This is a genomic window from Pseudomonas sp. Leaf15, assembly GCF_001421425.1.
Classification (GTDB): domain Bacteria; phylum Pseudomonadota; class Gammaproteobacteria; order Pseudomonadales; family Pseudomonadaceae; genus Aquipseudomonas; species Aquipseudomonas salomonii.
Genome location: NZ_LMKI01000004.1, coordinates 39,219 through 60,538 on the forward strand (window position 1 = coordinate 39,219; position 21,320 = coordinate 60,538).

Consider the following 21,320-nt stretch of genomic DNA (forward strand, 5'->3'; position numbering starts at 1 on the left):
GCATTCCCACGCAGAGCGTGGGAACGATCAGACTGACAACTACCAGCTCTCCCCCAACCCCAACAACCCCAGAATCTGCCGGCGTAAATCCACCAGATAGGCATCATCGCGATGCCGAGGATAGGGCCGGTCGATGGTCAACTGCGCCTGGATCTTCGCCGGGCGATCGCTGAATACGATCACGCGGTTGGCCAGCAGCAGGGCTTCTTCCACGTCGTGGGTCACCAGCAGCGCGGTGTAGCCCTGGCGCTGCCACAGGTCGATAAGCTCCTTTTGCAGGGTGATACGCGTCAGCGAGTCCAGCTTGCCCAGGGGTTCATCCAGGATCAGCAGCCGTGGCTGGTTGACCAGCGCACGGCCCAGCGCCACGCGCTGGGCCATGCCGCCAGAGAGTTGCCGAGGATAGGCGCGCGCGAAAGCGCTGAGGCCGACTTTCTCCAGGGCTTGATCGACCTTGGCCGAGTGGGTCTTGAGCAAGCCTTGAGCCTCCAGCCCCAGTGCGACGTTGTCCCACACGCGGCGCCACGGGTACAGGGTCGGGTCCTGGAACACCACCACGCGGCTCGGGTCGGGGCCGGTGATGGCGTGCCCGTCGGCGAGCAAGCGGCCGGAGTCAGCCGGTTCCAACCCGGCCACCAGGCGCAGCAAAGTGGATTTTCCGCAGCCCGAAGGGCCCAGCAACGCCACGAATTCACCGGGCGCCACCTCCAGGGAAACCCGCTCCAATACCGGCAAATGCTGGCCGTCCAGTGCAAAGCCATGGCTGAGGTTTTCAATGCGCAGCGCGAGCCCCGACGAGGGTTGAACTGCCTGTGCCAGCGCTACCATTTCATCGCTCCTTTCTGCCAGGCCAACAACCGGTCGCGCACCAGGAACAACCCGGTGATCAGCCCCGAGCACGCCAGCGCCATGATCAACAGGGCCGCGTACATATTTGCGTAGGCGGCCCAGCCCTGAGCCCATTGCAAGTACCAGCCGATGCCGGATTTAACCCCCATCATTTCCGCCACCACCAAGGTCGAGAACGAGGCGCCCAGGCCCATGAACAAGCCGACAAACACGTGGGGCAACGCGGCGGGAATCGCCACTTTGAAAATCAGGAAGCCCGGCTTGGCGCCCAAGGTGCGCGCCACGTCGTAATAAGCTTTATCGACACTCGCCACGCCGGACCAGGTCAGCACCGTGACCGGAAACCAGGTGGCCAGCGCGATCAGGAACACACTCGCGCTCCAGCTGCTGGGAAACAGGAAAAAACACAGTGGCAGCAATGCCGTCGACGGCACCGGCCCGAGGATGCGCAGCACCGGGTGCAACCAATAGCCGATGCGCGTGGACCAGCCGATGGAGACGCCCGCGACAAACCCGGTGGCAGCGCCCAACGCCACGCCCGAACCCAGCAGCAAGGCCGAATGCAGCAGGCTGTCGGCCAGGCGCGCGTAGTCTTCGGTATACACCGCGAGCAAGGCTTGGGGCGGCGCAAAAAACGGCACCGGCAGCAGCGCCAGTTTGGCGGTGAGCAGCTCCCAGATACCCAGCAATACGGGCAAGGCAATCAGCCACGGCCCGGCGTTTTTCAGGCGCTGGCCGAGCCGCGAAAAACGCAGGCCCAGCAGGCTCAACACGATGAACAGCGCAGCCACCGCCACGCACACATTGGCCAGACCCTGGGTCATTGGCCAATGGCGCACGGCATTGGGCCAATAGCTGATCAACAGCGCCACGGCCACCCAGGCAGCCACCACCGTTGCGCCCTGCCAGCCGGCCTTGAATGCCAGGCTTGGGTTCAGGGTGGTTGCATCAACTGAAGACATCAGCGGTGATCTCCTTGGCAAACTCCACCGGATCGGTGCCCTTGCTGATCACCTCGACGGTTTTCAGGTCGGTCACATAGGTGGTGATTTCCTGCGTCAATGCCGCGCCGACCGCATGGTGACCGTGGGTGTGATCGTGCAGGATCGCCTGCACTTCTTCTGTCGTGGTATTGAGCGCATAGGCCTGGAAGCCCTTGGCGACCTCTTCGGGGTGCTGCACGGAATAATCATGGGCCTCCAGAATCGCCTGGGTCAGTGCCGCGACTACGCGCTTGTCTTCACGGACCAGCTTGCCGGTGACGCCGACCACGCAGCAGCTGAGGTTGGCGTATTCCTCCACCAGGTTGGTGGACAACTCCCGCGCCACGCCGGACTTGATCAGGCGGTACATGAACGGGTCACTGCCGCTGACCGCCTGCACTTCGCCACGCTCCAGCGCGGTGCCCAGCAGGTCGGCCGGGTACAGGCGCCATTCGACGTCGCGCACCGGGTCGACGCCGTGCTTTTTCAGCAGGATCGAAAAGAAGTTGCGGTCGGGGCTGGCCATGTCGGTGACGCCGATGGCCTTGCCCTTGAGGTCTTCGAGCTTATTCACGCCACCGTTCGCGGCGCTCAGCAAGCGCAAGCAACCGCCGTGGGTGCCGGCCGTGAGCTTGACGTCAAAGCCTTGTTCCAGTGCCTTGAGCCAACGCAGCGCCATGCCGATACCGGCGTCCGCCTTGCCGGTGGCGATGGCTTCGAGCAGCACTTCGGTGGAGTTACCAAAGTTGACCAGCTCCACATCGAGGTTGTGTTTGGTGAAAAAGCCCTGGCCGTGGGCGATCACCACCGGCGCCAGGCACACAGCGTTGAGGTTGACCGCCAGTTTGAGCTTGCGCGGCGCATCAAGGCGGATGAACTCGCCGGTGCCTGCTGGTTCCGCAGGCGTGCCGTGCCCGGCGTGCTCGTCGGCCGCAAAGCCCAGGCTGGGCAGCGCCAGGCCGGCCATGGAAATGCCTGCCATGCCGAGCAAGCGGCGACGGGTCAAGTGATCGAAAGCAGCCATGCGCACTATTCCTTTAAATTGATGTAACCAATAAAAAAACCACCACGGTCCAAATGTGGGAGCTGGCTTGCCTGCGATAGCGCAGTGTCAGTCAACATCGATGCAAACTGACCCACCGCTATCGCAGGCAAGCCAGCTCCCACATAGAACGCATTCAGTCGAGCCCGAGGTGCTCACGCAGCGTCGAGCCTTCGTACGCGGTGCGGAACAGGCCCTTGCGCTGCAAATGCGGAATCACGCTCTCGACAAATTCGGTGAACGAGCCCGGCAAGTACCCCGGCGAAATCACAAAGCCGTCGCAACCGCCTTGCTCGAACAGCTCGGCCAATTGGTCGGCGATCTGCGCGCCGGTGCCCACCAGCTGCGGCACGCGCACGCTGCTGGCGAAGATCCGGCCAAGCTGTTCCAGGGTCAGCTCAGAGCCTTGCATCAGCAGCTTTTCAGCGGCCGCCGCGTGGATCAGCGGCGATTGCGCCACCTCGGCCAAGGTGGCCGACAGCGGGAACGGCGACAGGTCCACATTCAATTGCGAAGCCAGTGTCACCAACCCCAGCTCCGGCCGCGCCAGGGCGTTGTGCTGGTCGCGCTTGGCGCGGGCTTCGGCTTCGCTGCCGCCAATAAACGGCATCACCGCCGTGAGTATTTTGCAGCTGTCGGCGGCGCGGCCTTGTTGCACCACCTGGGCGCGCACGTCATCGCGAAACGCCCGCATCGCCGCCAGGTGTGGGTGAATGGTAAAAATCGCCTCGGCCCACCGCGCGCCAAAGCGCCGGCCCCGCCCGGACGAACCGGCCTGGATCAGCACCGGCCGGCCCTGGGGCGAGCGCGGGATATTCAGCGGGCCTTCGACCCGGAACCACTCGCCCCGGTGTTGCACCGAGGTAATCAATGCCGGGTCGGCGAGCACCCCGCTTTCGCGGTCGAGCTTGAGCGCGTCCTTGCCCCAGCTGTTCCAGAGTTTGAGCGCGACCTCGACAAACTCATCGGCGCGGTCATAGCGCAGGTCATGCTCCAGGTGCTTGGCCTTGCCGAACAGGCGCCCTTCGCTGTCATTCATCGAGGTGACGATATTCCACGCCGCGCGGCCCTTGGACAGGTGGTCCAAGGTGGCAAATTCACGGGCAATGTGCGCCGGTTCGTAATAGGTGGTGGAACGGGTCGCGCCCAGCCCAAGCCGGGTGGTCTGGCCGATCAGGTACGACAGGATCGGCAACGGGTCCAGGCGCGTGGCGTCCTGGGCGCCGTAGCGCAAGGCAAACTCACGGGAGCCGCCCATCTGGTCGCCCACGGCCAGGCGATCGGCGAAGAACAGGAAATCGAACAGGCCTTCTTCCACGACCTTGGCGATGCGCGTGTAGTACTCGGGGTCGAGGTAATTGCCCACGGTTTGCGGGTGGCGCCACACCGCATGGCTGTGTACCACCGGGCCGCTTAACAGGAAGGCTGACAAATGGATCTGGCGGCGTGTGGTCATAAAGCGTCTTCGTTAGGAAGTTCGCTTTTGATTATATTAATCACGCACGATTATGAAAGAATCATATAACTCTATGGTTATGACCGATTGGTCGGATGTTGCAAAAAGCGCCCTAAGCTCAGATCGAAAGAGTATTTATCGAATGCTTTTCATAACTTTAAGCTTGGCGCTATTTCGCTGAAGAACGAGCGCGCCATGTCTATTCGTCGTCCCCTCGCCGCTGTTATCGGGTTATTGGCTTTTTCTGTCGCGGTGAGTGCCGCGGCCCAGGAAACCGTGCGCATCGGTTACCAGAAATCCTCGACCCTGATCACCTTGCTGAAAACCCAGGGCACCCTGGAAAAAGCCCTCAAGGCCGACAATATTGACGTGAGCTGGCACGAATTCCCCAGCGGACTGCCGTTGCTTGAAGCGCTGAATGTGGGCAACGTGGACATCAGCGCCGACGTGGCCGACACCGTGCCGATCTTCGCCCAGGCGGCCCAGGCCAAACTCACCTACTTCGCCCAGGAAGCGCCCTCGCCATCGGCCCAGGCCATCGTGGTGCGCAAGGACTCGCCGATCCAGCAGCTGGCGGATTTGAAAGGCAAGAAAATCGCCGTGACCAAAGCGGCCGGCACCCACTATTTGTTGATCGCTGCCTTGGCTAAAGCCGGCCTGGCGTTTTCGGACATTGAACCGGCTTATTTATCGCCCGCCGATGGTCGTGCGGCGTTCGAGAACAACAAGGTGGATGCCTGGGTGACCTGGGAACCCTTCCTCACCAGCGTGCAGCGACAATTGCCGACACGCACGCTGGCCGACGGTGCAGGCCTTGCCAGCTACAAGCGCTACTACCTGACGGGCACGCCTTATGCCAAGGCGCACCCTGAGGTCTTGAAGGTGGTGTATGAGCAGTTGGAAAAGGCCGGCCAGTGGGTGAAAACCCACCCGCAGGACGCGGCCAAAGTACTCGGCCCGCTGTGGGGCAACCTGGATGTGGCCACGGTGGAAGCGGCCAATGCGCACCGCAGTTATCAGGTGCAACCGGTGACGGTGGAGCAGTTGGGTGAGCAGCAGAAGATTGCGGATGCGTTCTTCAAGGCGGGGTTGTTGCCCAAGGCGGTGGACGCCAGGGATGTGGATACCTGGAAGCCGTGAAGGTTGGCGCGGTTCAGGTGGGAGGTGGCTTGCCTGCGATAGCGGTGGTGGCTGACAGAGCGCTATCGCAGGCAAGCCAGCTCCCACAGTTTGATCTCGATCGGTCTTTAGAGCAGGGTGCGGGCCAAGGCCTTTTTCCAGTCGGCGTAACGCGCTGACATTTGCCCATCCGCCTGCGGCTCAAACCGCTCACGCTGGCGCTCCAGTGCTGCCAGCGCCTCGTCGCTGGCCCAAATTCCAAGCGCCCTGCCCGCCAGGTGCGCCGCACCGAGTGCCGAGACTTCCGGTGACAAACTGCGCACCACCGGGCGTTGCAGCAGGTTGGCCAGAAACTGCATCAACCAGCGGTTACGCGTGGCGCCGCCGTCCACCCAAAGCTCCTTGAGCGGGCTGCCGATATCCTGCTGCATCGCCTCGAACACATCACGGATCTGATAGCCGATGGACTCCAGCGACGCGCGCACCAGATGCGCACCGGTAGTGGCTTCGCTCAGGCCGCACATCAAGCCACGCGCATCGGCTTTCCAGTGCGGCGCCCCCAGCCCGGACAGCGCCGGCACGAAGTACACGCCGCCATTGTCCGGCAACTGCGCGGCCTGCTCGGCCAGGGCATCCAGGGATTCACCCGCCACCAGCCGCGAGGCCCATTGCACGGCGGCGCCGGTGTGCACGATGTTGCCTTCCATGCCGAACGTGGGTTTAGCGCCGTCATGCCAGGCCAGAGTGGTTGAGAGGCCATGGGTGGAAGCAATCGCGCCGCTCATGGGCGTCATCAAGGATGAGCCGGTGCCGAGGGTGGCCTTGACCAGCCCCGGTACAAACCCGCCCTGCCCATACAACGCGGCATGGGAGTCGCCGATCATCGCCATGATCGGGATACCTGCGGGCAAGCCACCGGCTGCGACGGTCTCAGCGAAAAAGCCGGCGCTGGGCCGGATCGGCGCCAGCGCGGCAAGCGGAATGCCGAACAGGTCGAGCAAAACCGGGTCCCAGGCGCAGGTGTGCAGGTTGAACAGTTGCGTGCGCGCCGCGTTGGAATAGTCGGTGGCAAAGACCTGGCCGCCGCTGAGTTGCCACAACAGCCAACTGTCGACGGTACCCAGGCAGATTTCACCGGCAGCGGCGCGGGCATGGCCGTTGTCCAGGTGATCGAGAATCCAGCGAAACTTGCCCGCCGAGAACATCGGGTCCAAGGCCAGGCCGGTTTTCTCAAGAATGACGGCTTCGTGGCCTTGCGCATGCAGTTCAGTGCACAGCGCCGTTGAACGTCGGCATTGCCAACTGATGCACGGCGACAGCGGCTCGCCGGTCGCACGGTCCCACGCCACCACGGATTCGCGCTGGTTGCTGACAGCCAGTGCGGTGATCGGCCGATCCACTTGAGCCAGGCATTCATCAATGGCCGCCAGGGTGTTCTGCCAGATCAGCAGCGGGTCCTGTTCGGAAAACCCAGGGCCGGGATGGCTGATACTCAGTGGCCGCGAACCCCGCGCAATCACCTGCCCGAGTTCATTGACCAGCACGGCCTTGGCATTGCTGGTGCCTTCATCTATCGCCAGGATCAGCGGTTTATTGTCAGTCATTGAATTCACCGCACGCGAGTGGCTGCCGCCACAATCCCAGCCGCATCAATGTTATGCAAGGCGCGGGTGGGTTCGCGTGCACCGGCGGCAGCGTATTCACCGTCGCCGATGCCCAGGCGGATCAAAGGCACGCCCAGCCCGGCCTCGGCCAGCACTTCGGCCACCAGGCTGCCGACGCCGCCGTTGATGTTGTGCTCTTCCACGCTGACCACCCCATGCGTGCCGCGCAGGGCATTGAGCAACACCTCACGCTGCAACGGCCGGATCGACGACAGGTTAATCACTTGCGCCTCAATGCCCTGCTCCGCCAACAAGGCCGCCGCCTCCACCGCTTCATGCACGACCGAGCCCAGGGCGACGATGCTCACATCCGCGCCCTGACGCAGGATATCCACTTGGCCTGGCCGGAACTGATAGTCGGTGCCATGCACATCCGGCAAGGCTTTGCCGTCGAGGCGGATGTACACCGGGCCTTGATAGCGCAGCGCGTAATCGACGATCTGGCGACATTCGATGGCATCGGCCGGGGCGAAAATCTGCACATTGCCGAAGCCGCGCATCACCGAGATATCGTCGAGGCTGTGGTGAGTGCTGGCGAGCGGGCCGTAGCTGGTGCCCGCGTTCAAGCCGAACATTTTCACGTTGGCCTGGTTGTAGCAAACGTCGACCTTGATCTGCTCATTGGCGCGTGAAATCAGGAACGGCGCCGCATTGCAGGTGGCCGCGATCTTGCCGCCGAGCGCCAGGCCCGCCGCGACGCTGACCAGTGACTGCTCGGCAATCCCGACGTTAATCAGCCGCTCGGGAAAGCGCTGCACAAACGGGCCGATCTTGGCCGTGGAGGTGGAGTCGCTGACCACCGGCACCACATCGAGGCCCGCCTCTACCGCAGCAATAAAAGCCTCCACCATGACGCTCGCCAGATGTTCACTCGCCATGACTCAACTCCTCCAATGCTGCGTGGATTTCATCGCCCTTGGGCACACGGTGGTGCCATTCGGGGCGGGCTTCGATAAAGGACACGCCCTTGCCTTTGATGGTGTGGGCGATCAACACCTGCGGGGCGCCGGTTTGGCTCTGCATGCTTTCCAGCGCCGGGATCAACTGGCTCACATCGTTGCCGTCGCACTCGCTGACGCGAAAGCCAAAGGCGGCCCATTTCACGTCCAGCGGGTCGAGCGGCATGATCTCGGCAGTCAAACCCGCCAGCTGCAGTTTGTTTTTGTCGACGATCACAAACAGGTTATCCAGCCCGTACTTGGCCGCCGCCATCGCCGCTTCCCAGTTCGAACCCTCGGCCAGTTCGCCGTCGCCGGTCAGCACATAAATGCGCTTTTTACTGCCCGACATCTTTGCCGCCAACGCCAGCCCCACCGCCACCGGCAAGCCGTGGCCGAGGGCACCGGTGTTCAACTCGATGCCAGGGGTTTTCTGCCGCACCGGGTGGCCGGGCAAGTGTGAGTTGAAGTGCTGGTAGGTCGCCAGCCAGTCGGTGGGGATGTAGCCGGCCTGCGCCAGGCAGCAGTACAAACCGCCGACGCCATGGCCTTTGCTCTGGATATAGATATCGCGTTCCGGGTCCTGGGTGCGTTCCGGGCCGGTGTTGAGGATGCGGAAATACAGGGTGGCGAGGATGTCGGTTTCCGACAGGTCGGCCCCGGTATGCCCGCCCGCCGGTGAGTCGGCGTTCAGGCGGATCACGTGGCGCCGGATCAGGCGGGCCTGTTCTTTGATCTGGTGGGCGTCGTACTGGAAGGCATTCATGCAGCGGCTCCTTTGAGGCTGACCACGCGGGGTGAAAGTGTTCAGCACTGCATTTGAATATTTATTCAGCGCTGACAATATATTTCTATTTAGACGCCGATCCGTCAGCAGGTCAAGTGAGTGATCGGCGGAAAAATCAAATAAACCTTGCTAAACCCCCTCGGACCAGCGGCCAAAATCCGCCACGCGCTACTCTAAACCGTGGCTTTGCGGCCAACGCGAACAGCCGTTTTACCGCCTGCATGAAAAATTAAGCGCTTGACTTTGACACGGTGTCACTAGAATCTGAATTAACAGTCAGGCATGCATAAATATTCAAGGCGCCTGAATGAACTCCAAAAAAAATAAGTCAGGAGAACAAAGTGGACGCCAAAGCCTCTGTCCATCCGGCCGATCTCAAGCCGACCCGCCGCCCGCGGCTGGTGAAATTGCTCCCCAGTAATATCGGCGGCCCGCTGATCGGCCTCGTACTGCTGGTGCTGGTCTTCTCCTTCAGCTCCGAATTCTTCTTTTCCTTGCGTAATGGCCTGAACATCCTGGATCAGGTCACCGTGCTGGGCATTCTGGCGATTGGCATGACGGCGGTGATCGTGATTGGCGGCATCGACTTGTCGGTAGGGTCGGTGCTGGCCTTCTCGATGATGATGCTCGGCTGGTTGTATCAGGACCAGGCGGTGCCGCTGGGCTTTGCGATTCCGATTGCGATTGCCAGCGGCATGCTCGCCGGGCTGGTGTCCGGCGGGCTGATCACCTACGCCAAGCTGCCGCCGTTTATTGCCACGCTGACCATGATGTCGGTGGCCCGTGGCCTGGCGAACATTCTTACCGAAGGCCGGCAGATCGTCGGCTACCCGGACTGGTTCACCAGCCTGGCCACGGTGCGGCACTTTGGTTTCCTGTCGGCAACCGTCGGCCTGTTCCTGGTGATGCTGGTGGTCGCCTGGGTGTTCCTGCGCTTTCGTGCCGGTGGCCGCAACCTCTACGCCATGGGCGGCAGCCCGGAAGTGGCGCGCTTGTCGGGCATCAAGGTGCGCGCCATTACCTTGTGGGTGTACGCCGTGAGCGGTGCGCTGGCCGGTATCGCCGCCGTAACCCTGGCTGCGCGCCTGGACTCTTCGCAACCGAGCGCCGGGTTGAGCCTGGAACTGGACGCCATCGCCGCCGTGGTGATCGGCGGCGCCAGCCTCAGCGGTGGCGTGGGCAGCATCGGCGGCACCCTGGTCGGCGTGCTGATCATTGGCGTGCTGCGCAATGGCCTCAACCTGCTGGGCGTTTCGCCCTTTATTCAACAAGTGGTGATCGGCGTGGTCATCGCCCTCGCCGTGACCATCGACACCCTGCGACGCCGCTCCAGCACTGCCCGTTAAACCTGTTCGACAGTTGACACCCTCCAACAATAAAACCAGGAGTCACCGACATGTTCAGCCCCAAGAAACTGCTTATCGCTACTGCTTTGGCTGCCGCAACGCTTACCGCCGCCGGCACCACCTGGGCCAAGGACCTGACCATCGGCCTGGCCGTGGCTAACCTGCAGGCCGACTTTTTCAACCAGATCAAGCAATCGGTGGAAGCCGAGGGCAAGGCCAAGGGCATCAAGGTGATCACCGTGGACGCCCAGGGCAACTCCTCCACCCAGGTCAGCCAGATTGAAGACCTGATCACCCGCCAAATCGACGTGCTGATCTACATCCCGGCCGGCGCCACGGCCGCGGGGGTGCCGGTTAAAGCCGCCAAGGCTGCGGGCATCCCGGTGATCGCCGTGGACCGCAACGCGCCTGACGCGCCGGGTGACACGTTCATCGCCAGCGACAGCGTCGCCGGTGCCAAGGCGCTGGCTGAATACGTCGGCAAAATCACCGACGGCAAGGGCCGCATCGCCGTGTTGCAAGGCCAGCTCGGCACCACGCCCGAGATCGACCGCGCCAAAGGCTTTGAAGAGGGCCTGAAAGCCTTCCCGGACCTCAAGATTGTCGCCCAGCAACCCGCCGAATGGGCTCAGGACAAAGGCTTCGCCGTGGCCCAGGACCTGCTCCAGCGGGACCCGAATATCAGCGTGTTCTTCGGCCGCGCCGACGCCATGGCCTTGGGCGCTGCCCAGGCGGTAAAAGTCGGCAACCTCGACCACAAGGTCGTGGTGGTCGGTTTTGACGGCGACGTCGCCGGCCTCAAGGCCGTGGAAAGCGGCGTGCTGGATGCCACCATGACCCAGCAGACCCAGAAGATGGGCCGCCTGGCCGTGGCCTCGGCGATTGACCTCAAAGCCGGTAAAGCCGTGCCCAAGGAGCAACTGCTGCCCACCGTGCTGACCACCAAAGACAACGTCGCGCCGTTCCTGCAACAGCACCCGTAAACCTGGGAGGTCGCCATGCAAGCAGCAGCTCTGGACACAGCAGCCGACGCGGTGCTGTGCCTGCGCAACATCAGCAAGGCCTATGGCCCGGTGCAGGTGCTGTCGCAGGTCAATGTGGATATCCGTCCCGGCGAAGTACTGGCCTTGCTCGGCGAGAACGGCGCGGGCAAATCCACCTTGTCGTCGATTATCGCCGGGCTGGTGCAACCCGAAGCCGGCGGCAGCATGACCTGGCTGGGCCAGGCCTATGCACCCGCCTCACCGGGTGCGGCGTTGAGCGCGGGGATCGGCTTGATCCACCAGGAAATCCGCCTGCTGCCGCAATTGTCGATTGCCGAGAACATCTTTGTCGGCCGCCTGCCCATGCGTTACGGGCGGGTCGACCGCGAATACATCGAGGCCCAGGCGCAGATCCAGCTGGAGCGCCTGGGGCTTGACGTGCCGGCTTCGCGCAAGGTCGAAGGGCTCAGCGTGGCGGCGCAGCAACTGGTGGAAATCGCCAAGGCGCTGACCCTTAAAGCGCGTTTGTTGATTCTGGATGAACCGACCGCCGCCTTGGGCGGTGAAGAAACCGAGTTGCTCTTTCAACAGGTCGAGCGGCTCAAGGCTGAGGGCGTGTCGTTTATCTATATCAGCCATCGCCTGGAAGAAATAGCACGCATCGCCGACCGCGTGCTGGTGCTGCGCGACGGTCGCCAGATCGCCCTGCACGCCACGGCCCAGGTGCCGGTGCGTGAGTTGGTGGAGCAGATGGTCGGGCGCAGCCTGGAGCGGATTTTCCCCTCGTTGCAGGCGCCCAAAGAGCAGGTGATGTTGCAGGTCAAGGGCTTGAGTTGCCGTGAGTTTGCCCTGCACGACATTGATTTCAGCGTGCGCGCCGGTGAGGTGTTCGGCATTGCCGGAGTGGTCGGTGCCGGGCGCACCGAACTGGTACGCACCATTGCCGGTGCGGCCCAGGACATCCAGGGCCACATGCAGCTCGATGGCGAAGTTCGCCAATTGCGCTCGCCGTTCGAAGCGATCCAGGCCGGTGTGGTGCTGGTGCCCGAGGACCGCAAGCAACAAGGCGTGGTGGTGGAACATCGCATCGAAGACAACCTGATTTATGGCAACACCGACCTGCTCGATCAGCGCGGCTGGGTGTTCCCTGCCCCACTGCGCGAGTTTGCGCGCACGGCGGTGGCGCGCCTGGGCGTGAAAGGCGCGCCGCAGTCGCGGATTTCGAGTTTGTCCGGTGGTAACCAGCAGAAGGTAATCATTGCCAAGTGGCTGGCGCGCAACCCCAAGGTGTTCATCCTCGATGAACCCACACGCGGCATCGACGTGGGCGCACGCGCCGCGATTTATGAAGTGATCGCGGACCTTGCGGCCAAGGGCATGGCGGTGATTGTGGTGAGCTCGGATCTGGATGAAGTGCTGGGGCTGTCCCATCGGGTAATGGTCATGAGCCGGGGGCGGCAGATGGGGATTCTGGAGCGCGGCGAGGCCACGCCGGTTTCGGTGATGGAAATGGCCACCGCTTAACCTACAAACACTAGAGATCAACTGTGGGAGCTGGCTTGCCTGCGATAGCGGTGGCCCAGCCACTACGGATGTGACTGAACTATCGCTATCGCAGGCAAGCCAGCTCCCACAGGGGTTGTACTGTGATTTCACGAATGGAGTAATGCATGCAACTTTTTAGTCTTCACGGCCAAGTCGCTTTTGTGACCGGCGCAGGCAGCGGCATCGGCCAGGCCATCGCTGTGGGCCTGGCCGAAGCCGGCGCCGACGTAGCCTGCTTTGACCTGCCCGGCAGCCCCGGCATTGCCAGCACCGTCGAGCGCATCCAGACCCTCGGCCGTCGCGCTCTGGCCTTGAGCGGCACGGTCACCGACCGCGCCACCCTCGACGCCGCCGTGGCCCGCACCGAAAGCGAACTGGGCGAGTTGAGCGTGGCGGTCAATTGCGCCGGCATCGCCAATGCCCAGGCCGCCGAAGACCTGGAACTGCAACGCTGGCAAGCCACGCTGGACATCAACCTCACCGGCATCTTCTTGAGCTGCCAGGCCCAGGCCGCCGTGATGCTGCCGCGGGGCAAAGGCGCCATCGTCAATATCGCCTCAATGTCCGGCAGCATCGTCAATCGCGGCCTGCTGCAGGCGCACTACAACACCTCCAAGGCCGGCGTGATCCATCTGAGCAAAAGCCTGGCGATGGAATGGGCTGACAAGGGCCTGCGGGTCAACTGCATCAGCCCCGGCTACACCGCCACACCGATGAACTCGCGGCCGGAAGTCGCCGACCAGGTGAAGATCTTTGAACAGACCACGCCCATGGGCCGCATGGCCAGCGTAGACGAAATGGTCGGCCCGGCGATCTTTCTGGTCAGCCAGGCGTCGTCGTTCTGCACCGGCGTCGACTTGTTGGTCGATGGCGGTTTTGTCTGCTGGTAAACCTCTTTTTGGAGCCTGTCATGTCGCAACGATTCAGCGGTAAAACTGTAGTCATCACCGGTGCCTGCCGTGGCATCGGCGCCGGGATTGCCGAGCGTTTCGCCCAGGAAGGCGCCCACCTGGTGCTGGCCTCCAACGACCTTGAGCGCGTGACCTTCACCGCCGAGCAACTGGCCAAGGAATACCAGGTCGACACCCTCGCCCTGGGCATCGATGTAACCTGCGAAAGTGACATCGAAAAGCTCTACCGCGAAGGCCACGCACGCTTTGGCAGCATTGATGTATCGGTGCAGAACGCCGGCATCATCACCATCGACCACTACGACAAAATGCCCCGCGCCGACTTCGACAAGGTGCTGCAAGTCAACACCACCGGCGTGTGGCTCGGTTGCCGTGAAGCCGCCAAATACATGGTCAAGCAAGGCAGCGGGCGGCTGATCAATACTTCGTCCGGCCAGGGCCGCCAGGGCTTTATCTACACGCCGCACTACGCCGCGAGCAAAATGGGCGTGATCGGCATCACCCAGAGCCTGGCGCTGGAACTGGCGCGGCATAACATCACGGTCAACGCGTTCTGCCCCGGCATCATCGAAAGCGAGATGTGGGACTACAACGATCGCGTGTGGGGCGAGATCCTCAGCACCGAGGAAAAACGTTATGGCAAAGGTGAGTTGATGGCCGAATGGGTCAAGAACATCCCGCTGCGCCGCGCCGGCAAACCCTCGGATGTGGCCGGGCTGGTGGCGTTTCTGGCCTCCGATGACGCGGCGTACCTGACAGGCCAGGCAATCAATATCGACGGCGGCCTGATCATGTCGTAAGGGTTTGGTATCCTCACCGGCATTGAAACATCAACTGAGGCCTTCATGAGCCAGATCGAAGAACAGCGCCTGATCACCAAGATCGCGAGCCTCTATTACGAAGAAGGGCTCAAGCAGTCCGAAATCTCCGCGCAGCTGGACCTTTCGCAGTCTTTTATCAGCCGCGCCCTGCGCCGGGCGCTGCAGGAAGGCGTAGTGAAGATCAGCGTGATGCGCCTGCAAGGCCTGCACCTGGAGCTGGAAACCCAGTTGCAGCGCCGCTACGGCGTGCGCCAGGTGGTCGTGGTGGAAGCCACCGAGCCAGGCAACGACGAAAGCATCAAGCAGGCCATCGGCTCGGCCGCCGCGCATTACCTGGAGACCAGCCTGTCGCCCCAGGACCATATCGGCATTTCGTCGTGGAGCAGCACCATTCGCGCCATGGTCGGCCATCTGCATGCGCAACCGGGCAAGCAAGGCGCCCAGGAAGTGGTGCAATTGCTCGGCGGCGTCGGCAACAAAGGCGCGTTTGAAGCCACCTTGCTCACCCAGCGCCTGGCCACCCTGCTCAACTGCCCGGCGTTTTTGCTGCCGTCGCAGAGCATCGAGCAATCGGTGGAAAGCAAGCAGCGTATTGTCGAGATGGAAGAGGTCAAGGAGGTGCTGCAGCGCTTTGACAGCATCACCCTGGCGATTGTCGGCATTGGCGACCTGGAGCCCTCGCAACTGCTGCGCAACAGCGGCAACTACTACACCGAAGACATGCTGCGCCTGCTGGCCGAACGCGGCGCGGTGGGTGATATCTGCCTGCGCTACTTCGATGCCCAGGGCAAACCGGTACTGGATGAAGACGAAGAATTTGTAGTGTCGGTGGCGCTGCCCAAGTTGCGCTCGATCCAACGCGTGCTCGGCCTGGCCGGCGGGCTGAACAAAGTGCAGGCCATTCGCGGCGCGCTCAAGGGCGGCTACCTCGATGTATTGATCACCGACCTCGACACCGCCCAGGCCCTCAACCACTAACCCTATTCTGGAGACTGCCGCTCATGACGTCCAAGCTCGAACAACTCAAGCAATTCACCACCGTGGTCTGCGACACCGGCGACCTGGAAGCCATCAGCCGCCTGCGCCCGGTGGATGCCACCACCAACCCGTCGCTGCTGCTCAAGGCCGCCGCCATCCCGGAATACGCCGAGCTGCTGCGCAATGCCGTGAGCCTGTCCAAAGGCGATGTGGACCTGGCCTGCGACCACTTCGCGGTGTCGGTGGGCGCGGGCATTCTCAAAGTGATTCCGGGGCGTATTTCCACTGAAGTCGACGCACGTTTGTCGTTCGACGAAGACGCGCTGTGGGCCAAGGCCAACCAGCTGATCGCCCTGTACGACCAGGCCGGTGTCGGCCGCGACCGCGTGCTGATCAAACTGGCCTCCACCTGGGAAGGCATTCGCACCGCCGAGCGCCTGGAAAAAGCCGGCATCCAGACCAACCTCACGCTGTTGTTTTCCTTCGCCCAGGCCCAGGCCTGCGCCGATGCCGGGGTGTTTTTGATCTCGCCGTTCGTGGGCCGCATCTACGACTGGTATCGCAAAAACACCGGCCTGGACTACACCGGTGCCGAAGACCCGGGCGTGCAGTCGGTGACGCGTATCTACAACTACTACAAGGCCAACACAATCGACACCGTGGTGATGGGCGCCAGCTTCCGCACCTTGAGCCAGATCGAAGAACTGGCCGGTTGCGACCGCCTGACCATCAGCCCTGACCTGCTGCAAAAACTGGCTGACGATAACGGCGTGCTGCAACGCAAATTGGCGCCAGGTGCAGAGGGTGAAGCGCGTCAGCCATTGACCGAAGCGCAGTTCCGTTGGGCGTCGAATGAAGATGCGATGGCCACCGAGAAGCTGGCCGAAGGCATTCGCCAGTTTGCGCGGGATCAGGAGAAGCTCGAGGCGGTGCTGGCTGCGTTATAAGGGTCTAAAACCGCATGTGATCAAATGCGGGAGCTGACTTGTGGCGAGCAGGCTTGTCCTGCGTTGGGTGGCGAAGCCGCCCCATTCAGTCGACGCGGTGGCTAGAAAAAGCCGGGGCCGCTTCGCAGCCCAACGCAGGACAAGCCTGCTCGCCACAACAAGCCAGCTCCCACAGAAAAGCAGATTGCCGCACAGGCGAATGATCCAAATTTTAGATCCCGTCCATTTGCCTGTTGCCCCTGAGAACCTCGCACGTTAACCTTTCAACTCGCAGCAAACGCTGCGATTGGACTTGGCGGTCCGACCAGATATAGGCGCAACAGCGCCCCCAACACGATTGCAGGCGCTTTTTTTGCGCCTGTGATTTCGTGCAATGGCGGGTTGCGCAGGGACTTCTTCGGAAGTGCCGGGTCCTATATCCCCGGTCCGCCAACCTTGCGTAATCCGCCACCCTAATTCTGCTTGGCGGCAGAAGGTGACGGCTCATTCAGATATAGGAGCAAGATCCATGACCGCACAAGATCGGTATATGCCCATCACAGGCCCCGATTGCACTATCCCTACCCTGCTTATCGACACTCAGGCACCACTGGACGCACTGCATGATGCCGCGGTGTTTCGCATACGGGCAGTCACTCAATTTCTGGAGAACCTGGCGCTTCGCGATGGGCTCAGCAGCGACGCAGTCGTGCTGCAGGACTTCGCGTTGCTGTTGAGTATTCCACTGCGTGACGGTTGCGATTTACTCGATGTGATTGGGCGAAGATTGCGAGCGTAGGGCTGTAAAGAAAAATGGGCGACCTCTTGGTCGCCCTCTAACTGCCGCATCGGGAATGACTCAAAACGGCCCTTTCGTCATCACCCGCTCATCAATAAACCCGCGCAACATGCCGATCCGCTGCGTATAAGCAGCGCTCAGGCAACTGACTTTTGCCCCGCAGGCATGCCGCTGCTTGAGCCACTCGGCCTGCCCGTCCATCAACGAACCGCGCCCGCCCATGGCCATGAAGTGCTTGTTCAGGTCGTAGAGCAACGCCATGGTCACGTCCTGGTCGTTGAGGCTGACGTTTTTGCAGATGGTGATTTCGTCAGGTGCCCGAGCCTTGGCGCAGTCGAAACTGGCGGCAACGCTCGAAGGGCTGAGCAACAGCGCAGACACGCTGGCAAGCATCGCGAAAACAGCAGGTTTGATCATCAATCGTTACTCCTCAGTTACGCACCACACCCGTCCCGAACTTGCGAATCGCCAGGCAATAACCAATCAACGCCACTGCCGCCAACGCCCCGCCCGCCACGCCGATCCAGGCGAAGCCGAAGTGGCTGCCGACCCAACTGCCCATCAGGGCGCCGCCGCCGATGCCGATGTTGTAGATGCCGGAGAACATTGCCATGGCCACGTCGGTGGCGTCCGGTGCCAGCACCAGCACCTTCGATTGCATCGCCAGGCCGAAGCCCATGATGGCCATGCCCCAGAAAATGCTCAGTACCACCAGGTATGACTCGGCGCCGCTCAAGGGCAGCATCAGGGTCAAGCAGGCCGCGAGCAGGAACACTGCGCTGACCACGAAGATATGTGGGTTGAAGCGGTGCACCAGGCTGAACAGCAGCGAACCGATGATGCCCGCGCCGCCGAACACCAGCAAAATCAGGGTCACGGCACCGCCGCCCAAACCGGCTACGCCTTCAACGAAGGGTTCGATGTAGCTGTAGGCGGTGAATTGCGCGGTGACGGTCATGGCGGTGAGCACGTACAGCGCCACCAGTGCCGGGCGTTTGAACAGCAACGGCAGGCTGCGCAGCGAGCCGGAGTTCTGGCTTGGCAGCGGCGGCAAGGTGCGCGCCAGCCAGAACACCAGGGCGGCAGCGAACGCGGCGATCACCAGGAAGGTGGTGCGCCAGCCCATGGCCTCACCGAGCAGGCGGCCCAGAGGAATGCCCAACACCATCGCAAGGGATGTGCCGGTGGCCAGCAACCCAAGGGCTTGCACCTGCTTGCCTTCCGGCGCCAGGCGCACGGCCAGGGACGCGGTAATCGACCAGAACAACGCATGGGACAAGGCGATGCCGATGCGACTGACCATCAGCAGGCCGAAACTGTTGGCGACGCTGGAGAGGATATGGCTGGCGATAAACAGGCCGAACAGCACGATCAGCAATTTGCGCCGCTCGACGTTGCGCGTCAGCAGCATCACCGGCAGCGAGGTCAGCGAGACGATCCAGGCATAGATGGTGAGCATCAGGCCGACGTTGGCGATGGGCATGTCGAAGCTCGCACCGATGGCGCTGAGCAGGCCCACGGGCACGAATTCGGTGGTATTGAACACAAAGGCGGCCAGCGCCAAGGCGATGACCGGTTGCCAATTGGCTTGGGGGGTGGCGGCTGAAATGCTCATTGGCGGGCGAGATACTCTGGCGATGATCCAACGGCCGCGCAGAACAGCGCCGCCGCCGAGCATTCTATAGGTTTCTTGGCCCGCTGTTGACGCGGATCGTCGCCCGACGGCTTAGGGCGAGGTCATGGTAATCACGTAGTTGCCCGACTGGATCGGCTTCCCAAAGGCGTCCACCAGCAGGTAACGCTGGTTGTAATAACGCCCGTCGCCGCTGTCTGCCACCAGCTTTACATGGGCGGCGTTGACGCTGGCCACTGGCGCCATATTGCGCACCTCGAAGCGGCTGCCGCGATTGGAACTGGCGCACCCGGTTAACTCCATCACCGCGCCACTGCGCGCATTTGTCGCACAGCCAGGTTCGACGATGGCGCCGCGAAACTGAATGGTGCCCTGCCCGATGGTCTGCGCGGCACCACAGGCGCCCGCCCATAGGCAAAACAGGCCGGTAAACAGCGAAATACCTTTAACGTTCATGCCGACACTCCTTATTGGGCTCTCAATAAGGAAGTCGTCCGCTCGGGCGTTAACTTGAGGTCAATCGCGCCAAGGTGTGCGCTGGATCACGGATCGACCTGGCCCATCATCTCGGGGATGCTTTCCGGGCGCCTGGCGTAGCGCTGCGCCAACGCCGCGCAGACCATCAACTGGATCTGGTGAAACAGCATCAACGGCAAGATCAGCACGCCCATGGTCGCCCCGGCGAACAGCACCTGGGCCATCGGCACGCCGGTGGCCAGGCTTTTCTTCGAGCCGCAGAACAGGATGGTGATGCGGTCTTCCTGGCTAAAGCCGAACGCCTTGCCCAGCACGGTGGACGCCACCAGCACCAAAGCCAGCAACACGCAGCAGGCGACGACCAGACCGCCCAGCTCCCACAGCGGGATCTGGTGCCAGATGCCTTCGTTGACCGCTTCGCTGAAGGCGCCATAGACCACCAGCAGAATCGAGCCCTGGTCGACGAACTTCAGCCAGGACTTGTTACGGCCCACCCACTCGCCAATCCAGCGCCGGGCGATTTGGCCCGCCACAAAAGGCAGCAACAGTTGCACGCTGATTTTCAGGATGGCGTCGACCGTGGAGCCGCCATCGCCGTGCACGTTAAGCAGCAAGGTCACCAGCAACGGCGTCAGGAAGATGCCGAACAGGCTGGAAGCCGCCGCGCTGCAGATGGCTGCCGGGATGTTGCCGCGCGCCAGCGAGGTGAAGGCAATCGCCGATTGCACCGTGGCCGGCAGCGCGCACAGATACAGCATGCCCATGTACAGGTCGTTGCCGATCAGCGGCGACAGCAGCGGCTTGAGCGCCAGGCCCAGCAACGGGAACAGCACAAAGGTCAGGCTGAACACCAGCAAATGCAGGCGCCAGTGCCCGGCACCGGCAACGATGGCCTGGCGTGACAGCTTGGCGCCGTGCAGGAAAAACAGCAGCGCAATGGCCAGGTTCGTCACCCAGCCGAAGGCCACGGCGGTCTGGCCGCTGGCGGGCAGCAGTGAGGCGAGGATCACCGTGGCGATCAGAGTCAGGGTGAAGTTGTCAGGTAGAAAACGCGGGCGGGTCATAAGCAAATCTTCCAGGGGTTGCCAAGAGCATCGCTGCGACTCTAACGTAACGGCTTGTTACCGACTAACGCCAATGAGCCAGTAAATGCCGCCTAAAGGACATGACAAGACGGTTCGACGCAGTGTGCCCGGGCTTTCCAGCCTGCCGCGCCCGGTGTATGGGCGCACCGAATCGCTGCCCAACCGCGCGCTGACCCGCCGGCACAGCCACCCGTGGGTGCAGTTGTCGTATGCGATTTCGGGTGTGCTGGAGATCCAGACCAGTGTCGGCCGTTTCGTCGCCCCACCCCAGCGTGCCGTGTGGATTCCGGCGGGCGTGCCACACCGGGTGTTCAGTTCACCGCACACGGAAATGCGCAGCCTGTACCTCGATTGCAGCGTCACCGCCTGGGCGGCCGAGCATTGCCAGGTGCTGGAGGTGAGCAGTTTGTTGCGCGAGTTGATCCGCAGTTTCAGCGAGTTGCCGGTGGAATATGCCGTAGACGGGCCGGACGGGCGGCTGGCCCAAGTGGTGCTCGACCAGCTTGCGGCCGCGCCTCAGGTAGACTTGATGCTGCCGTTGCCCCATGACCCACGGCTGCGGCAGATTTACCGCAGCCTGAACCTGCGCCCGGAGCAGCAGACCACCCTGGGTGACTGGAGCCAGAAGCTTGGGGTCAGTGAAAAGACCCTGAGCCGGTTGTTTTTGAGGGATACCGGGCTGACCTTTCGCGCCTGGCGTCAGCGCCTGCGCTTGCTCAGCGCCCTGCCCGCGCTGGAGCAAGGCGAACGGGTGACGGATGTGGCGCTGGGGTGTGGGTATGAGTCGACGTCGGCGTTTATCAATGCGTTTCGGCAGCAGTTTGAGGCTACGCCGGGCGAGTTTTTCCGCTGACGCTCAGATGACAGCGATCAACTGTGGGGGTTGGGTTGCCTGTGATGGCGGTTTGGCGGGGGTGCTTGGTCGGAGTACATATCCGTTATGTGGATGATGGCGGCTTAGGGTTCCGCCCTGACGGC

At 62.4% G+C, this 21,320-nt stretch carries 21 protein-coding genes; 10 read left to right on the forward strand and 11 right to left on the reverse strand.

The window, feature by feature from the left end; translation table 11 throughout:
* Positions 1-39: 39 nt before the first annotated feature.
* The 4 genes from ASE80_RS04920 to ASE80_RS04935 all read right to left on the reverse strand — a co-directional run bounded on the left by ASE80_RS04920 (position 40) and on the right by ASE80_RS04935 (position 4,330).
* Complete coding sequence (locus ASE80_RS04920) at positions 40-828, reverse strand: ABC transporter ATP-binding protein (protein WP_056857906.1); 789 nt, start codon at positions 826-828, stop codon at positions 40-42.
* Positions 822-1,811 (reverse strand): ABC transporter permease, encoded by a 990-nt coding sequence (locus tag ASE80_RS04925; protein WP_082463558.1) that lies wholly within the window; start codon positions 1,809-1,811, stop codon positions 822-824. Before ASE80_RS04925 ends, ASE80_RS04920 begins: the two co-directional genes overlap by 7 nt.
* Entirely contained in the window at positions 1,798-2,856 is a 1,059-nt protein-coding gene (locus ASE80_RS04930; RefSeq protein ID WP_056857907.1) for an ABC transporter substrate-binding protein, read from the reverse strand. The genes ASE80_RS04925 and ASE80_RS04930 overlap by 14 nt, the downstream gene beginning before the upstream one ends.
* A 154-nt stretch (positions 2,857-3,010) precedes the next feature.
* Positions 3,011-4,330 carry an LLM class flavin-dependent oxidoreductase gene (locus ASE80_RS04935; RefSeq protein WP_056857908.1) on the reverse strand — a complete coding sequence of 440 codons (1,320 nt, stop codon included), beginning with the start codon at positions 4,328-4,330 and terminating at the stop codon, positions 3,011-3,013.
* Between the two features lie 195 nt (positions 4,331-4,525).
* Between ASE80_RS04935 and ASE80_RS04940 the strand changes: the two genes are divergently transcribed.
* Positions 4,526-5,470: an aliphatic sulfonate ABC transporter substrate-binding protein gene (locus ASE80_RS04940; protein ID WP_056857909.1), complete on the forward strand. Its 945-nt coding sequence runs from the start codon at positions 4,526-4,528 to the stop codon at positions 5,468-5,470.
* 107 nt (positions 5,471-5,577) lie between these two features.
* Here ASE80_RS04940 and ASE80_RS04945 read toward each other — a convergent pair whose 3' ends face one another.
* Genes ASE80_RS04945 through ASE80_RS04955 form a run of 3 tightly spaced genes read right to left on the reverse strand, consistent with a single transcriptional unit; the run spans position 5,578 to position 8,817 of the window.
* Positions 5,578-7,053: an FGGY family carbohydrate kinase gene (locus ASE80_RS04945; RefSeq protein ID WP_056857910.1), complete on the reverse strand. Its 1,476-nt coding sequence runs from the start codon at positions 7,051-7,053 to the stop codon at positions 5,578-5,580.
* 5 nt (positions 7,054-7,058) lie between these two features.
* A complete protein-coding gene (locus ASE80_RS04950; protein WP_056857911.1) occupies positions 7,059-7,991 on the reverse strand; it encodes a transketolase family protein in 933 nt (310 codons plus the stop codon).
* Positions 7,981-8,817 (reverse strand): transketolase, encoded by an 837-nt coding sequence (locus ASE80_RS04955; protein ID WP_056857912.1) that lies wholly within the window; start codon positions 8,815-8,817, stop codon positions 7,981-7,983. Before ASE80_RS04955 ends, ASE80_RS04950 begins: the two co-directional genes overlap by 11 nt.
* A gap of 362 nt (positions 8,818-9,179) precedes the next feature.
* On the opposite strand from ASE80_RS04955, the gene ASE80_RS04960 reads away from it, so the two are divergent.
* The 8 genes from ASE80_RS04960 to ASE80_RS04995 all read left to right on the forward strand — a co-directional run bounded on the left by ASE80_RS04960 (position 9,180) and on the right by ASE80_RS04995 (position 17,147).
* Positions 9,180-10,184 carry an ABC transporter permease gene (locus ASE80_RS04960; protein ID WP_056857913.1) on the forward strand — a complete coding sequence of 335 codons (1,005 nt, stop codon included), beginning with the start codon at positions 9,180-9,182 and terminating at the stop codon, positions 10,182-10,184.
* A 50-nt stretch (positions 10,185-10,234) separates the two neighbouring features.
* Positions 10,235-11,167, forward strand: coding sequence for a sugar ABC transporter substrate-binding protein (locus tag ASE80_RS04965; protein WP_056857914.1), 933 nt, complete (start codon positions 10,235-10,237; stop codon positions 11,165-11,167).
* Between the two features lie 15 nt (positions 11,168-11,182).
* A complete protein-coding gene (locus ASE80_RS04970) occupies positions 11,183-12,691 on the forward strand; it encodes a sugar ABC transporter ATP-binding protein (RefSeq protein ID WP_056857915.1) in 1,509 nt (502 codons plus the stop codon).
* Positions 12,692-12,837: 146 nt separating this feature from the next.
* On the forward strand, positions 12,838-13,602 hold the full coding sequence (locus ASE80_RS04975) for an SDR family oxidoreductase (RefSeq protein WP_056857916.1): 765 nt from the start codon (positions 12,838-12,840) through the stop codon (positions 13,600-13,602).
* Between the two features lie 20 nt (positions 13,603-13,622).
* Positions 13,623-14,423 carry an SDR family oxidoreductase gene (locus tag ASE80_RS04980; RefSeq protein WP_056857917.1) on the forward strand — a complete coding sequence of 267 codons (801 nt, stop codon included), beginning with the start codon at positions 13,623-13,625 and terminating at the stop codon, positions 14,421-14,423.
* Between the two features lie 45 nt (positions 14,424-14,468).
* Entirely contained in the window at positions 14,469-15,422 is a 954-nt protein-coding gene (locus tag ASE80_RS04985) for a sugar-binding transcriptional regulator (protein ID WP_056857918.1), read from the forward strand.
* 23 nt (positions 15,423-15,445) lie between these two features.
* Positions 15,446-16,369, forward strand: a complete 924-nt coding sequence (gene tal, locus ASE80_RS04990; protein ID WP_056857919.1) for a transaldolase — start codon at positions 15,446-15,448, stop codon at positions 16,367-16,369.
* A 529-nt stretch (positions 16,370-16,898) separates the two neighbouring features.
* On the forward strand, positions 16,899-17,147 hold the full coding sequence (locus tag ASE80_RS04995) for a hypothetical protein (protein WP_056858072.1): 249 nt from the start codon (positions 16,899-16,901) through the stop codon (positions 17,145-17,147).
* A gap of 60 nt (positions 17,148-17,207) precedes the next feature.
* Here the strand turns inward: ASE80_RS04995 and ASE80_RS05000 are convergent, their stop codons facing one another.
* The 4 genes from ASE80_RS05000 to ASE80_RS05015 all read right to left on the reverse strand — a co-directional run bounded on the left by ASE80_RS05000 (position 17,208) and on the right by ASE80_RS05015 (position 20,321).
* Entirely contained in the window at positions 17,208-17,564 is a 357-nt protein-coding gene (locus tag ASE80_RS05000; protein ID WP_056857920.1) for a lysozyme inhibitor LprI family protein, read from the reverse strand.
* Between the two features lie 13 nt (positions 17,565-17,577).
* A complete protein-coding gene (locus tag ASE80_RS05005) occupies positions 17,578-18,762 on the reverse strand; it encodes a sugar transporter (RefSeq protein ID WP_056858073.1) in 1,185 nt (394 codons plus the stop codon).
* 111 nt (positions 18,763-18,873) lie between these two features.
* Positions 18,874-19,236: a hypothetical protein gene (locus tag ASE80_RS05010; RefSeq protein WP_056857921.1), complete on the reverse strand. Its 363-nt coding sequence runs from the start codon at positions 19,234-19,236 to the stop codon at positions 18,874-18,876.
* Between the two features lie 86 nt (positions 19,237-19,322).
* The gene (locus tag ASE80_RS05015) at positions 19,323-20,321 is read right to left on the reverse strand and encodes a bile acid:sodium symporter family protein (RefSeq protein ID WP_056857922.1); all 999 of its coding nucleotides are present in this window, start codon (positions 20,319-20,321) and stop codon (positions 19,323-19,325) included.
* 85 nt (positions 20,322-20,406) lie between these two features.
* Here ASE80_RS05015 and ASE80_RS05020 point away from each other — a divergent pair, with 85 nt between their 5' ends.
* Complete coding sequence (locus ASE80_RS05020) at positions 20,407-21,195, forward strand: AraC family transcriptional regulator (protein WP_056857923.1); 789 nt, start codon at positions 20,407-20,409, stop codon at positions 21,193-21,195.
* Positions 21,196-21,320: the final 125 nt, after the last annotated feature.